The following is a 14,602-nucleotide window of genomic DNA, read 5'->3' as shown; positions in this document are numbered from 1 at the left end:
AAGGGTGACCACGGCAAGGGCGGTCCTACGGGCCCCACTGGCCCTACGGGGCCGTCAGGTCCTACGGGTCCTACGGGTCCCACTGGTCCTACCGGCCCTACGGGTCCCACCGGTCCCACTGGTCCTACCGGGCCTACCGGCCCTACGGGTCCCACCGGTCCCACTGGTCCTACCGGTCCTACCGGTCCTACCGGTCCTACGGGGCCTACGGGGCCTACGGGGCCTACGGGGCCTACCGGGCCTACCGGTCCTACGGGGCCTACGGGGCCAACCGGCTTTACCACCACGTCGGAAGTGTTTGGCACTACGTTGACCCTGGCCCCGACCGAAATCGGGACGGTGACGGCGACCTGCCCGACGAACGCCGTGCTCACCGGCGGTGGCTACACGAGTGACGGCAGCCTGATCGTGCGGGAGTCCCGCCGGAGCCAAGAGCCCCGGACATGGACCGTGACCGCCGTCAACGACTCCGGATTCAACGTCAGTTTCGTTGCATTCGCCGAATGCACGGAGTGACCTGACGTCGTAGACGCCCGGAACCGTGCATTGCCGCCGGTGCGGCACAGCCGCACCGGCGGCACCACGCACCCCACCACCCAAGGCCCCGAGCCAGGGAAGCCGATACCGATTCCTGCCGGCGGGACGGCCGGAAATCTGACGCTCCACGAAGAACAGGACACTGCATGAACCTCCAACGTTCGACTCGCGCCGCAACCGTAGGCGCGGCTCTGGCCGCAATCTCCCTCTTCACAGCGCCGACGCCGGCCCACGCCGCCACCATCGCCGCCGACTGCAACGCGAACCCCGTCACTGCCGGCACCAATCTGAAGAACGCCATCGCCAGCGCCGTGAGCGGGGACACCGTCACCCTCGTTGACTACTGCATCTACGCGTTCAACGACTCCAACGTTCCGGCGGTCGACGAAAGCGCCCTCACCATCGACAAGACCCTCACCATCGACACGGTCAGCGGCGCCAATACAGCGACGATCCGCCGAATCAAGACGGCGCACGACTTCCGCATCATCAACATCACCACAGGTGAGGAAACCGGTCATCTCACCCTGAATCACGCCACCGTCCAGTTCGGAACCACTCTTGACGGGGGAGAAGGAGGCGGCATCAACCTCGAAACCACCGGCACAAGCCTCCAGACGAACAACGCCACCATCGAGGGCAACAAGGCGAGCAGGCGGGGCGGCGGTATCTTCGCCGTACTCAACTCCGGCAGCGTCGAACTCAACAGCACCGTCGTGAGGGACAACGCGACCGACACGAACGACGGTGGTGGCCTGTACACCAACGCCGCCACGACTGACGTGAACGACTGCACCTTCAGCGAGAACCGAGCCCGGACAGGGGGCGGAGGGATCTACGTGGCCAACATCGCCACCACGCTGACCGTGAGCGGCAGCACCTTCAAGAACAACACGGCCCAGACCGGCGGAGGTCTCCTCGTGGTCGGGGGCGCCATGGACATGAGCAACACCGTCATCACCAACAACCTCGCCTCGCGACCTGGGGTAGGAGGCGCAGGGGGCGGGCTATACATCACGGTCGGCCACCCAGCCAGCATCACGGACAGTCAGATCACCGGGAACAAGGCAACGGGCAACGGTGCCAACGGAGGTGGCCTCAACGTCTCGGTAAGCGAGGCGAACGAGTTGCTGACGGTTGCGAACACCGACATCAGTGGGAACGAGACCATCGGTGCCGGCAGCCATGGGGGCGGTGTCGCGATCGACGGGTTCTCCCCCACCTCGACGCTGAACTTCCAGAATTCCACCATCAGCGGAAACCACACCGCAGGTGACAACTCCGCCGGAGCCGGCCTGTATCGATTCGACGCGGGCACAACGAGTCTGAGCGATGTCTCGATCACGGACAACACGGCCAGCGGCACCGGTGCCCAGGTCGGCGGTGTCTACAGCGACGCTCTCGGGAACAACTCGGAGCTGGTGTTCAGCGGCGTATCCATCACCGACAACACCGCACCCGCCGCGCCCGCTCCCGGCGGTCTGTACACCGACACCGCGGTGACTGACAACGGTGGCAACTCCGTCACCGGCAACAGCCCTACCAACTGCACCTACAGCCCTGTGGTGCCGGGCTTCTGCACCAGCCTGCCCTAGGGGGTTCTGCGGAAGTCCCGCACAGTACCCACGGCGCCCGGCACGCCCTCTCGCCGCACCGGCCGTAAGCGGGTCGGGCAGTTGACACCGTGGCCGCCCGCTGGCCCCCGCCGGCCACCGCTTCGGCCGCGTCGAACCCCGCCGAAGCAGGGCTCAGGACCTGTGGATCGGCCTCGGGAGGGACGCCCCGCGGAACGGGGGGTCCCTCCCGAGTGATCGACTCCGGGTCACGGTGATCGGCGGGACCGCCCGCTGCTGTTCCAGTGCGCGGAGGTGTTCGCCCTGTGCCAGCCCACGGCCGGGCCGGTGGACCGACATACCGGGTACGCCGGCCGGTCCGTGAACGGGCGTGTGCCGAACATCATGAGCGAACCTGCCTGGTCCTCACCGGAGTTCACGACCGCCGTCGTCCCGGCACCACGGCGAAACCCCGCAGTACCGACGCGGCCACGAACGAGACACCGGCCACCCACACCACGGGCGTGGCTGCGGCGACGGCTCCAGCCGTCTGCGCCTCGTACGAGCCCTCGGGGTCGTGGATGAAGGACATGCGCGTCCCCGGCTTCATCCGGAACCCGTCGTCGTACGTCTCCGGACCGCCGTCGGGGCAGTCCAGCCGGTGCCGGAAGCCGAGTTCCATGTCGTCCCCGCGGGGTATGTACCTGGCCGAGGCGCCGGTGACGGTGCACTCGACGGGCACTCCCCGCGCCTGGAGGATCTTCCCGGAGACCCCGAACACGGTGGTGGCCAGGCAGACCCCTGCCGCGGCCGTGCCGACGACGTAGACGACGGGCCGCCAGTCCGTGCCGGCCTCCATGAACAGGGTCCACTCGGACAGCAGGACCACCCCCGCGGCCAGCCACAGTGGCGGGCTGAGGAACTCCCAGACCGTACCGTTCAGAAACGCGATCCCGACGGCGAGGACCGTGACCACGACGGGCATGCCCACCGCCAGCGCAAGGCGCCGGCCCGGCCCTGCCGTGAGCCCCGCGGCCAGTTCTCGGATCTTCATGCTTCCCCCTGTTGAAGTCGACGCCAGGACGGCGGCGGCCAGATGTTCCGTACCCGCCCTACATCCTCTCCGACGGGCGCAGGGCGATCAGCGGCACGCCTGTCCGGCGGTCGGCGCCCAGGGACTCGAAGTCCGCCTCCGTGCGCGGGTCGTGGCCGACGGACCGCATCAGCCGCTCCGCCAGCCGCGGGTGGCGACGCGCGTAGTCGGCGAGGGCCCGGCCGGACTCCTCCGGCGGCAGCGGTACGGCAGTGCCCCGGTACCTGTGGCGCCCCACCTGGTAGCGCACCCGGGGCGTGGCGAGGATGTTGCGCAGCCACTGCGAGCGTTCCCCGTAGCCGGAGGCGATCAGGTACGCGCCGGGCTCCGGGAGTCTGGCGACGACCTCCAGCACCACCTGGCGGGGTCGGCCGGACTTCCGTCCCGTGTGGGTGAGCAGCACCATGCGCTGCCCCAGCAGCCCGCCCAGCCCCATGCGGTAGAGCCTGATCGGTGCGCGCAGCACCGCGCGGCGGATTCCGCTGGCGGGCGGTCCCCCCTTGAGTGGATTGAACATGGCGGGTACTCCTCCTCTTCGGTGGAACACAGGATGCGGAACACGGGACGCCGAGGCCGCCGGCGTCATCGGCTGGGCGGCACCAGCAGGGAGACGATCGGTTCGGCGAGGGCGGCGAGGTCGACGGAGGGGTCGAACAGCGCCTGCAGGACGCATCCCTCGATGGCGCCGACGAGCACGGTGGCGTGGGACACAGGATCGACCGCGTCGGCGACCTCGGTGCCGTGCCGTTCTCCTGCCGTCAGCTGGGCGGTGACGGCGGCGCGGTAGTCCCGGTAGAAGCCCGCCATGTCGATCCAGTCCGGTTCCCGTACGCCCATGGACCAGACATCCAGGAGCACCCGGGACAGATCACGCTCCTGTGCCAGCAGCCGCATCACCGAACGCACCAGGAACCGCAGCCGCTCCGAGCCGCCGCCCGGATGCCGGCCGACTTCGGCGAGCAGTTCCCGGGAGCGGGCCGCGAGGCCGTCGAACGCCGCCGCCAGCATCTCCTCCCGGCTGCCGAAGTAGAGGTAGACGCTGCCCTTGGCGATACCGGCCTCGCGGGCGATGTCCTCGATCCGGCTGCCACCGTAGCCCTGCCGGGCGAAGACCCGGACCGCTGCGGTGAGGATCTCCTCGCGCCGTGCCGCGCGATCGACCTGTTTGGGCATCACACTCTCCACAATAATGACTGACCGGTCAGTCATTATTGCATACGGCCCGCCGCGCACGCCGGCGAGTGTCGTCCTCCGCCGGACCGCGCGCAACGCGCTCGTTGACGCGGGGTTCTTCCCGCAGGGGTCAGAACGGGCCGTGGAGACTGCCGAGTCGCTCGGTCAGACGCAGGTTCTCCGAGTAGTCGACGGGACAGGCGATCACGGAGACCGTGTCGTCGTCGAAGGCCTGGCGCAGCACGGGCAGGAGCTGGTCGGCCGCCTCGATCGCATGGCCCCGGGCGCCGAAGCTCTCGGCGTAGGCGACCAGGTCCGGGTTGGTGAAGCGGGTGTGGCTGTGGTGGCCGATCTCAAGGTCCATCTTCCAGGTGATCAGGCCGTATTCCTGGTCGACCAGGACCAGGACGACCAGCGGGACGTGTTCGCGAACCGCGGTCTCCAGCTCCTGGGAGTTCATCAGGAACGAGCCGTCGCCCATCATCGCCAGTACGCGCCGGTTCGGCCGTGCCAGTTTCGCGGCGATCGCTCCCGGCAGGGCGAACCCCATGGTCGACAAGCCGTTGGAGACCAGGCACGTGTCCGGCTCGTACGTGGGGTAGAGGCGGGACATCCACATCTTCCCGGCGCCGGTGTCGGCGAGGACGATGTCGTGGCGGTCCAGCGCGCTGCGCACATCGGCCACGACACGCTGCGGCACCAACGGGAACGACTCGTTGTCGCGCCCGTACCGGAGCTCTTCGTCGAGCTCGGGTGGTCGTCGGGGAAGACCCCCTTGCCGTGGAACGTGGTCGCGACCGGGATGTTCAGCCGCTCGGCGAACCGCACGAGGGGGGCTGTTGCCCTGGCCCTGGCAGCGCCGTGACCTGCCAGCACGACCGGGTGCCGGGCAGCGGCGATCACCTCCACCGCACGTGAGATCTGGGAGGGCGACGGTGCGTCGGTGTGCACGGCGTCGATCTGCAGGGGTGCGAGCGGCTCGGTGGAACGCTCCGCTTCGACGTCTTCCGGCACTGCCAGGAACACGGCTCCGGGCCGCTCGCTCTGCGCGGTCTTGAACGCCTTGCGGGTCATCTCCGGCACCGCGTCGGGACACTCGATGCGGGCCGACCACCGGGTGACCGGGGCGAACATCGACACCAGGTCGATGACCTGGTGCGACTCCTTGTGGAGTCGGCGCAGCGCCCCCTGTGCGGCCAGGGCCACCACCGGGGAGCTGTTGGTCGTGGCATCCGCGGTGCCGAGCAGCAGATTGATCGCACCGGGTCCCAGCGTCGCCGAGCACACCCCGGCACGGCCGGTCAGCCGCCCGTAGATCTCCGCCATGAACGAGGCGGCCTGCTCGTGACGCACCAGGACGTACCGGATCCCGGAGCCGTTCAGCGCGTCGACGAACCGGATGTTCTCCTCGCCCGGAAGCCCGAAGACGTACTCCACACCCTCGGCCTGCAGACAGCGCACCAACAGGTGCGCGACGTCCTCGACTGCTGCCGTGCCCCGCGACTCGCCCGCGCCTTCGGTACCCATGGGACGAACGTAGGCGCGCCCACCGGCCCCGGCCACTCGTCGACCGCCGACCGAGGCAGCCGTGCGGACGCCGATGCCTCAAGCGGGCCGAGGCCGTTCGGCGGCGCTGCGATGGCGGCCGCCGCGGACTGCCCTCGAACCGGAGCCGGACGTGGACACGGGCGGCCGGGCAACCGGGGCTCCCGCGCGCCCCGGTGCGCTGTGCGCGCCGCCGCTCCCGCCCTGCCCGGTGGCGGGCGGGCCGGGACCGCTGCGGCAGCGGGTGACGGGCGGCCGGGTGCTCAGCGCCCCACCGGCCGGCCCGGCAGGGGCGAGGAGTACACGACGCTCGTGGTCACCGAGCCGAGCGCCCCGATCCTGCCGGAGACCTCCTCCAGGTGCCGCATGGAGCGGGCGGCGACCTTGATGACGAAGCAGTCGTCGCCCGTGACGTGATGCGCCTCCAGGATCTCGGGCGTCGCCGCGACCAGGTCGTGGAACGGCTTGTAGTTGCCGGTCGGGTACCGCAGGCGCACGAACGCCAGAACCGGCAGCCCGAGACGCTCGGTGTCCACGACGGCGGTGTAGCCCTTGATCACCCCCGCCTCCTCCAGTCGCCGCACCCGTTCGGTGACGGCGCTCGGCGACATGGACACGGCCCGCGCCAGCTCGGCGAAGCTGGCCCGGCCCTCCCGCTGGAGGACGTCGAGAATGCGCCAGTCGGTGGCGTCCGGGGAAAACACGGTCATGTCCGATGGGTAGCAGGGAAATCCCCGGCGCGGCAAGGCCTTCGCCGGGGAAAGCGCCTTCAGCGGGGTGATCGCGGACCGTAGATTTCGGGTCGTAGGAACTCCTCCCGCGAAAGGCACCGGACGATGACCCTCCCGACCGCCGCCGGCCCCGTCCTGCGCGTCCCGCCGGCACCTCCGGCCGAGGCCGCCGCCCACTTCAGGGCCTCGCTGGCCTTCCACGTGGACGCCTCCGACGTGGCCGCCTCCCTGGAAGCCGGCGGTGACCCCGGCTTCGTCGTGGTGGACTCCCGCTCCACCGGGGCCTGGGACCAGGGCCACGTCCCCGGCGCGCTCCACCTGCCCACGGCCCTCGTCCCCGAGCGGGCCGAGTGGCTCCTGGACAAGGACGTACCGGTGGTGACGTACTGCTGGGGCCCCGGCTGCAACGGCGCCACCCGCGCCGCGCTCGCCCTCGCCGAACTCGGCTACCGGGTCAAGGAGATGCTCGGCGGCTTCGAGTACTGGGTGCGCGAGGGCTTCGCGTACGAGTCCCGGCAGGGGCGCGAGCGCAGCGACCCCGACCCGCTCACCGCGCCCACCGGCGTCGGGGACTGCGGCTGCTGATCCCGGCGCGGGCGGTGCGGGACGCGACGGGCGCCCCCACCGCCCTGCCGGCCGTACCGCGGCCACGGGGGTGCCGGGCCCGACCGCCCACGGGGCGACCGGGCCGGGCGGTCGATGACCCGCGAGGGTCAGAGCCGGGACAACTCGTCGACGAGGTCGTCCAGGCCCAGGGACCCCTGGGAGAGCGCGGCCATGTGCCAGGCCTTCAGGTCGAAGGCGTCGCCGTGCCGTTCGCGTGCCTTCTCGCGGCCCAGCAGCCAGGCCCGCTCGCCGAGCTTGTAGCCGATGGCCTGGCCCGGCATCGTGAGGTAGCGGACGAGTTCGCTCTCCACGTAGTCCGCCGGACGGCTGCTGTGCGCGCCGAAGAACTCCTGTGCCAGCGCGGGGGTCCAGTGCTCGCCCGGGTGGAAGGGGGAGTCGGCGGGGATCTCCAGTTCCAGGTGCATGCCGATGTCGACGATGACCCGCAGGGCCCGCATCATCTGCGCGTCCAGGTAGCCGAGCCGCTCCTCGGCGTCCGTGAGGAAGCCCAGCTCGTCCATCAGCCGCTCCGCGTACAGCGCCCAGCCCTCGGCGTTGGCGCTCACCCCGCCGACGGTGGCCTGGTAGCGGGAGAGGTTCCCGGCGACGTACGTCCACTGGGCGAGCTGGAGGTGATGGCCGGGGACGCCCTCGTGGTACCAGGTCGACACCAGGTCGTACACCGGGAAGCGGTCCAGGCCCATCGTGGGCAGCCAGGTGCGGCCCGGGCGGGAGAAGTCCTCGGAGGGGGCCGTGTAGTACGGGGCCGCGGCTCCGCCGGGCGGCGCGATGCGGGACTCCACGCGTCGTACCGGCTCGGCCAGTTCGAAGTGCGTGCCGTCCAGCTTCTCGATCGCCTCGTCCATCAGGCCCTGGAGCCACTCGCGGACCTCGTCGACGCCCTCGATGTGCTGGCCGTGCTCGTCGAGGTGGGCGAGCGCCACCCAGGGCGTCCCGGCACCGGGGAGGATCTTCTCGGCCTCCCGCTTCATCTCGGAGAGCAGCCGGTGGTACTCGGCCCAGCCGTAGGCGTACGCCTCGTCCAGGTCCAGGTCAGTGCCGTTGAAATAGCGGGCGAGGCGGGCGTAGCGCTCCCGGCCCACGGTGTCCGGCGCGCCCTGGATGGCCGGCGCGTACACGTCGCGCATCCAGTCCCGCAGCTCCGCCACGGCCGCGGTGGCGCCGCGGGCCGCCTCGTCCAGCTCCGCGCGCAGCGCGCCGGGCCCGGCGGCGGCGAAGTCCTCGAACCAGCCGCGCCCCTCGCCGGTGTCCGCCCATTCGGCGAGCTGCTCGACGAACGTGGCGGTCGGGCGGGGGGCCGCGTACAGCTTGCGCTCCAGGCCGAGGGCGAGAGCGGCGCGGTAGCCGGCCAGCGCGTCCGGCACCGCGCGCAGCCGCTCGGCGATCGCGGCCCAGTCCTCCTCGGTCGCCTGCGGCGTCACGGTGAACACGTCGCGCACCTGGTGCGGCGGTGTGTGCAGGTTGCCGACCGCGCGCAGGCCCTCGTCGGCCTCGTGGACGGCGAGCTCGGCCGTCAGCCGCTCGCGCAGCAGCCGCGCGCAGCGGCGTTCGACGTCGCTGTCCGCCCCGGGCCGGCGCTCCGCCTCGTCCAGCTCGGCCAGGGTCGCCCGGGCCAGCGCGGCGAGCGCCTCCTGGCCCGCCGGTGAGGTGTCGGGCAGCCGGTTCGAACTCTCCTTCACGCCGAGGTAGGTACCGGTGACCGGGTCGAGGGCGATGAGGTCGTCGACGTAGGCGTCGGCGACCTCGCGGGGCAGCGGGCTGTTGGTCTGTGACATGCGGACCATCCTCGTACGGGGGCCCGCCGCACGTCACGCGGATTGCGTTCCGGGACCCGCGGGCAGCAGCGGCCCGCACTCCCACTGCTGGAAGATCAGCCGCGTCTCGACCCGGGCCACCTCCCGGCGGGAGGTGAACTCGTCGAGCACCAGCCGCTGCAGGTCCGCCATGTCGGCCACCGCCACATGGACGAGGTAGTCGTCGGGGCCGGTCAGGTGGAAGACGGTCAGTGCCTCAGGCAGTGCGCGGATCCGCTCCACGAACGGTCCCACCAGCTCCCGTCGGTGCGGGCGGACCTGCACCGACAGCAGCGCCTGGAGGCCGCGCCCCAGCTTGGTGGGGTCCAGCCGCAGCCGGTGCCCGAGGATCACGCCGCTGCGGCGCAGCCGCGTCACCCGGTCCAGGCAGGTCGACGGTGCCACCCCGACCTGCGCGGCGAGATCCCGGTAGGTCGTCCGGGCGTCGTTCTGCAGCAACCGCAGCAGATGGAGGTCCACCGGATCCAGTACGACTGATTCGGACATGTGCCGAACGTAGCACGGGCTGTGGCTCCATGGGACCGGTCACTGTTCACTCTTCCGCTCACGGGCCGCCGTCCCGTCGACACCTCGCAACGATGCCTGTGGAGACGCCTGTGGACACCTACTGCAACGCCCCCAGAGCCTTGGCCACCGAAGCCGTGCACGCCGGCCGCGACGATCTCGCACGCCAGGGCCTGCACGCCCCGCCGATCGACCTGTCGACCACCTATCCCTCCTACGACAGCCGCGCCGAGGCGGCCCGTATCGACGCCTTCGCCACGAACGGTGCCGAACTGGACGGGCCGCCGGTGTACGGCCGTCTCGGCAACCCGACCGTCGCCCGCTTCGAGACCGCGCTGGCCCGGCTGGAGGGCACGGAGTCCGCCGTCGCCTTCGCCAGCGGCATGGCCGCGCTGAGCGCTGTGCTCCTCGCACGGGCCTCGACGGGGCTGCGGCACGTGGTCGCCGTTCGCCCCCTGTACGGCTGCAGCGACCACCTGCTCACCGCCGGTCTGCTCGGCTCGGAGGTGACCTGGACCGATCCGGCGGGCATCGCCGACGCCGTGCGTGCGGACACCGGGCTGGTCATGGTGGAGTCGCCGGCCAACCCGACGCTGGCCGAGGTCGACCTGAGGGCCGTCGCCCACGCCTGCGGCAGCGTCCCGCTGCTGGCCGACAACACCTTCGCCACGCCGGTGCTGCAGCGTCCGGCCGAGCAGGGGGCGCGGCTGGTGCTGCACAGCGCCACCAAGTACCTCGGTGGGCACGGAGACGTGATGGCGGGCGTGGTGGCCTGCGACGAGGAGTTCGCCGGGCTGCTGCGGCAGGTGCGGTTCGCCACCGGCGGGGTACTGCACCCGCTGGCCGGATATCTGCTGCTGCGGGGCCTGTCCACGCTGCCCGTCCGGGTCCGCGCCGCCTCGGCCACCGCTGCCGAACTCGCCCGCCGGCTCGCCGACGACCCGCGCGTGGCGCGCGTCCACTATCCGCGGATCGGCGGCGCGATGATCGCGTTCGAGGTGCACGGCGATCCGCACGCCGTCATCGCCGGCGTCCGGCTGGCCACCCCGGCCGTCAGCCTCGGCAGCGTCGACACCCTCATCCAGCACCCGGCCTCCATCAGCCATCGCATCGTCGACGCCGACGACCGTCGGAGCGCCGGGGTCAGCGACCGTCTGCTGCGCATGTCGGTCGGCCTGGAGGACGTCGAGGACCTGTGGGCCGACCTGGACCAGGCACTGGCCGGGGCGGGATCGGCGGCCGAGGCGGAGATGAGCCGGGCGCTGCACTGAGCGGCCGGGCCCGGCCGGCGGACGACGCCGACCGGGCGGCAACCGGTCCGCCGAGGACCGGACGGCGGGCGACGCGCGGTCGCCCGCGCCCGCCGGTCCTGCGCCCGCCGGTCCTGCGCCCGCCGGCCGGGCGGCTCCGGCCGGGCGGACGGAGCGGGGGCCTCCGCCGTGGGGAGGGCCCGCCCTGCGGCCCGGGCGGCGAACACCGGGCTTGCGTCGCACACAGGGCGGGGCGGACGGGGCGCGGATCAGTCCCGTGCCAGGTGCTCGTCCTGCGGCAGGCGCCCGTGGAGCAGGGCCGGATCCAGGCGCGCGGTGATCACCAGGGTTCCCTCTTCGACCTGGTAGTCGAGAGGGAGACCGAGGCCGCGCATGGCGGCGACCATGCCGGTGTTGGAGGCCTGCGTCACCGCGTACACGCTCTCGCAGTCCGCCTCGACCGCCATCGCCACCAGGCGGGTCAGGAGTTCACCGCCGAGGCCGCGCCGCTGCCAGTCGTCCTCGACGAGCAGGGCGACCTCGGTCTCGTCCCCGTCCCACAGCAGATGGCCGAGGCCGACGATGCGGCCCGAGGCGGTCTGCACGGCGAGGGTGCGCCCGAAGCGGGGGCTCAGCAGGTGGTCGAGGTAGCGGCCCGCGTCACCTACGGGCCCGTGGTAGCGCATGGCCAGCGTCCGCGGCGAGCACCGCTCGTGCATGGCCTTGGCGGCCCCGACATCGCCGATGTCGGCCCGCCGGATCGTGAGGGCGCTGCCCACGGCCAGGGTGAGCGTGTCCTTCCCGACCGGAACCCGCGGTCCGAGCCGGGCGTCGAGCTCCACCAGGGCCCGGGCCCGCGCGAACTCGGTCGGGGTGAACGGCAGGTAGGGCCGCTCCACGGTCAGGACACCGCCCTCGGGTGCCCGCAGCCGCATCACGGTGTCCGCCAGCACGCCCTCGACGGGTACGGCATCGGTGCTCTGCCCACCGCGCGGCGGTGCCGCGGGCGACTGCCTGATCGTGCAGCGGCCCAGCAACTGCCGTAGCGCGAGCGGTAGTTCGGCCGCGTCCAGCGCGGTGCGGGTGGCCAGGCCGAGCACCCGTGTGGGGGCGTCCACGAGGTCGTGCGCGTCGGCCCGCTCGATCCACGTGCCGGTGCCGCCGGCCGACGCCACCGCCCGGGCGAGGTCACTCGCGGCGAGGTCGCCGGGGGAGCGCAGCAGGAACTCGTCGACCGTGGTCTCGCCCAGCGGGTGCGTCTGGAGGCTGAGGATGTCGATGCGGCGTCCGGCCAGGGCCGTGCACAGCGCCGCCAGGGATCCGGGTTCGTCCGTCACGGTCGTCCGCATGCGCCACAGCGCACTCGGTCCGCACACGGGACGTTCCGCGGGCCCGGCCGGCCGCGCTGCGGACGGCGGCCGGGCACCGGTATCACGTACCGGGGGCGCATGGCCGTGGCGCCGTGCCCACCAGGTGTGGAAGGCGGCCGTGGCCACGAGGGCGACGGCCGAGAACAGCAGCAGCGCCGGCCCGTCCGGGCCGTGGCCCACCAGGTTCGCCACGGCGTCGGCGACGGCGACGGCCGTGAAGAGGGCGGCGAGTTCCACGAGGTCCCGCCGCCAGTGGTGCACCGGGCGACCGTTCTTAGCCCGCGTCACATCAGTCATGTCCGGAGTCATGCAAGCACAGTGGAGCAGGGGTGTTGCGTGATCACGAACGTCTTGTGACTGCCGGGTAAAGGCTGCTTATGGCCGATTCGGGGCTTCTGCTGGGGTGATGAGGCGGATGCGTGAGCCGGTCCCGCGACCGCCGTCCAGCGCGCCCGGTGCGCCGGGCCGGTGCCGCGCACCGGGGGATGACGCCGGTGCGCGGCCGTGGGCCGAGGGTAGTACGGAGTCTGTCCGCCGGGGCCGCTCCTACTGGCCGACCCGGCCCGGCTGGAGCGCCCGCGTGAACAGCACCGTGCCGTCCCCCTCGCGCAGCCGCACCGTCAGCTCGCCGCTGTCGCCGTCGATGTCGACCTCGCCGAAGAACTGGTAGCCCTCGGCGGGCGAGACGTTCGCGCGCGTCGGCGCCTTGACGAAGACCCGGTCGGGTCCGAACGTGCCGTCGAGGGCGTTGGCCGGGAAGGCGCCCGCGTTGAGCGGACCGGTGACGAACTCCCAGAACGGCTCGAAGTCCTTGAACGCGGCCCGCGCCGGGTCGTAGTGCTGGGCGGAGGTGTGGTGGACGTCGGCCGTCAGCCACACCGTCCCGGTGATCCGCCGGTGCTTGACGAACCGCAGCAGCTCGGCGATCTGCAGCTCCCGGCCGAGCGGCGCGCCGGGGTCGCCCTGTGCGACGGCCTCGACGTTCGGCCTGCCCTCCAGCGAGTCGGGCACGACCAGCCCGAGCGGCATGTCCGCGGCGATGACCTTCCACACCGCCCGCGACCGGTGCAGTGCGCGCTTGAGCCACTCCAACTGCTCGTGGCCGAGGATGCCCTGCGGGTCGGTGGGCTGGTCGCCGGGCGAGTTGGCGTTGCGGTAGGTCCGCATGTCGAGGACGAACACGTCGAGCAGCGGGCCGTGGTGGATCACCCGGTACATGCGGCCGTCGGGTCGACCGGAGAGCGTGGAGACGGGGAGGTACTCGGAGAAGGCGCGACGGGCGCGTGCCGCCAGGTCGTCGAGCCGGGTGCCGGGCGGATAGGGGGTGCCGGGGCCGATGACCTCGCCGGGGTACCAGTTGTTGCGGACCTCGTGGTCGTCCCACTGGACGACGGACGGCACCTGGGCGTTGAACCGGCGCAGCGCGGCGTCCAGCAGGTTGTAGCGGAAGTTCCCGCGGTAGTCGGCGAGGGTGACCGCTACGTGTGACTTCTCCTCGGTGGTCACGTTCCGGTAGAGGGACCCGTCGGGGAGCGCGGCGGTGGCGGAGACGGGACCGTCGGCGTAGACGTTGTCGCCGCTGCACAGGAAGAAGTCCGGGTCGAGCCTCCCCATGGCGTCGAAGATGCGGTAGCCGCCGATCGACTCGTTGATGCCCCAGCCCTGTCCGGCCAGGTCGCCCGACCACACGAATCGCACGCCCTGCCGGCGTCGTGCGGGCGCGGTGCGGAAGGTGCCGGTCACCGGCTCGCCGGTGCGGCGCGGGTCGTCCGGGTCGGCGAGCCGCACCCGGTAGTGGATCTGCTCGCCGGGCGGCAGCCCTCGCAGCCGCGTGGTGCCGGTGAAGTCGGTGTCCGCACCGAGCAGTGGGCCGTGCCAGCTGCGGGCACGGCGGAAGGACTCGGTGGCGGACGTCTCGACCACCATCCGGGCCGGGCGGTCCGAACGCACCCAGACGAGCCCGGAGTTGCAGGTCACGTCGCCGGCCTGCACGCCCCAGCCCGCCTCGGGGCGCCCGGACAGCGCGAACGCCGGTGCCGCGCCGAGGCCGGCCGGCAGGGTCAGGGCCGCCGAGGCGGCCAGCGAGCCGCGCAGCACGCTGCGGCGGCCGGGGAGTGGACGGTGTGCCATCGAAGAGCCCTCCAGGGACGGGATTCGGCCGATGTGCAGGGTCCACACCTACGGGGGCGCCGCAGCGCACACGGAAACCTCAAGTGAACAACGGCCCGTCCCCGCAACGGGGTCGGGTGCTCCGGCCCGGCGCCGGCCCGCCCCTCTCCCCGTTTCCGGTGCCGGGAGGAACCCCTGCGACCGGGCGGTGGTCGAAGGCCGGAGGGTGACTGCCCTGCGGGCGGTCCCCGGTGCGCGAGCCCTGGCGCCGCCGGGCGGGCGGTGCCAGGCGGGGT

The 14,602-nt window shown here is 72.1% G+C and carries 12 protein-coding genes and 1 pseudogene; 3 read left to right on the top strand and 10 right to left on the bottom strand.

The features are described from left to right. The first annotated feature begins 683 nt into the window (after nt 1-683). The gene (locus I3F54_RS04860; protein WP_240117323.1) at nt 684-2,132 is read left to right on the top strand and encodes a right-handed parallel beta-helix repeat-containing protein; all 1,449 of its coding nucleotides are present in this window, start codon (nt 684-686) and stop codon (nt 2,130-2,132) included. 394 nt (nt 2,133-2,526) lie between these two features. On the opposite strand, the gene I3F54_RS04855 is transcribed toward I3F54_RS04860, so the two are convergent. The 6 genes and pseudogenes from I3F54_RS04855 to I3F54_RS04830 all read right to left on the bottom strand — a co-directional run bounded on the left by I3F54_RS04855 (nt 2,527) and on the right by I3F54_RS04830 (nt 6,611). Next, nucleotides 2,527-3,144 (bottom strand): hypothetical protein, encoded by a 618-nt coding sequence (locus I3F54_RS04855; RefSeq protein ID WP_240117322.1) that lies wholly within the window; start codon nt 3,142-3,144, stop codon nt 2,527-2,529. 58 nt (nt 3,145-3,202) lie between these two features. Further along, nucleotides 3,203-3,700, bottom strand: coding sequence for a nitroreductase family deazaflavin-dependent oxidoreductase (locus I3F54_RS04850; RefSeq protein WP_240117321.1), 498 nt, complete (start codon nt 3,698-3,700; stop codon nt 3,203-3,205). Nucleotides 3,701-3,765: 65 nt separating this feature from the next. Then, a complete protein-coding gene (locus I3F54_RS04845; protein ID WP_240117320.1) occupies nt 3,766-4,356 on the bottom strand; it encodes a TetR/AcrR family transcriptional regulator in 591 nt (196 codons plus the stop codon). Between the two features lie 130 nt (nt 4,357-4,486). After that, nucleotides 4,487-4,969 (bottom strand): thiamine pyrophosphate-dependent enzyme, encoded by a 483-nt coding sequence (locus tag I3F54_RS32485; protein WP_240117319.1) that lies wholly within the window; start codon nt 4,967-4,969, stop codon nt 4,487-4,489. A 152-nt stretch (nt 4,970-5,121) separates the two neighbouring features. Beyond that, nucleotides 5,122-5,883: pseudogene (locus I3F54_RS32480) on the bottom strand (thiamine pyrophosphate-binding protein); the annotation flags it as partial. A gap of 281 nt (nt 5,884-6,164) precedes the next feature. Beyond that, nucleotides 6,165-6,611, bottom strand: a complete 447-nt coding sequence (locus tag I3F54_RS04830) for an Lrp/AsnC family transcriptional regulator (protein ID WP_240117318.1) — start codon at nt 6,609-6,611, stop codon at nt 6,165-6,167. Nucleotides 6,612-6,737: 126 nt separating this feature from the next. Between I3F54_RS04830 and I3F54_RS04825 the strand changes: the two genes are divergently transcribed. Continuing rightward, nucleotides 6,738-7,217 (top strand): rhodanese-like domain-containing protein, encoded by a 480-nt coding sequence (locus I3F54_RS04825; protein WP_240117317.1) that lies wholly within the window; start codon nt 6,738-6,740, stop codon nt 7,215-7,217. A gap of 128 nt (nt 7,218-7,345) precedes the next feature. Here the strand turns inward: I3F54_RS04825 and I3F54_RS04820 are convergent, their stop codons facing one another. Both I3F54_RS04820 and I3F54_RS04815 read right to left on the bottom strand, forming a co-directional pair. Next, nucleotides 7,346-9,034 carry a DUF885 domain-containing protein gene (locus tag I3F54_RS04820; RefSeq protein WP_240117316.1) on the bottom strand — a complete coding sequence of 563 codons (1,689 nt, stop codon included), beginning with the start codon at nt 9,032-9,034 and terminating at the stop codon, nt 7,346-7,348. Nucleotides 9,035-9,067: 33 nt separating this feature from the next. Beyond that, nucleotides 9,068-9,559, bottom strand: a complete 492-nt coding sequence (locus I3F54_RS04815) for an Lrp/AsnC family transcriptional regulator (protein ID WP_240117315.1) — start codon at nt 9,557-9,559, stop codon at nt 9,068-9,070. 92 nt (nt 9,560-9,651) lie between these two features. Here I3F54_RS04815 and I3F54_RS04810 point away from each other — a divergent pair, with 92 nt between their 5' ends. Next, nucleotides 9,652-10,848: a PLP-dependent aspartate aminotransferase family protein gene (locus I3F54_RS04810; protein ID WP_240117314.1), complete on the top strand. Its 1,197-nt coding sequence runs from the start codon at nt 9,652-9,654 to the stop codon at nt 10,846-10,848. A 248-nt stretch (nt 10,849-11,096) separates the two neighbouring features. Here the strand turns inward: I3F54_RS04810 and I3F54_RS04805 are convergent, their stop codons facing one another. Together I3F54_RS04805 and I3F54_RS04800 are read right to left on the bottom strand one after the other, a co-directional pair. Next, nucleotides 11,097-12,494 (bottom strand): GNAT family N-acetyltransferase, encoded by a 1,398-nt coding sequence (locus I3F54_RS04805; protein ID WP_240117313.1) that lies wholly within the window; start codon nt 12,492-12,494, stop codon nt 11,097-11,099. Between the two features lie 249 nt (nt 12,495-12,743). Further along, nucleotides 12,744-14,327 carry an alkaline phosphatase gene (locus I3F54_RS04800; RefSeq protein ID WP_240117312.1) on the bottom strand — a complete coding sequence of 528 codons (1,584 nt, stop codon included), beginning with the start codon at nt 14,325-14,327 and terminating at the stop codon, nt 12,744-12,746. Nucleotides 14,328-14,602 lie beyond the last annotated feature (275 nt).

Source organism: Streptomyces sp. MUM 2J (assembly GCF_022414535.1).
Classification (GTDB): domain Bacteria; phylum Actinomycetota; class Actinomycetes; order Streptomycetales; family Streptomycetaceae; genus Streptomyces.
Note: the sequence above shows the minus strand (reverse complement) of the source record. Positions and strands in the feature narration are given on the sequence as shown.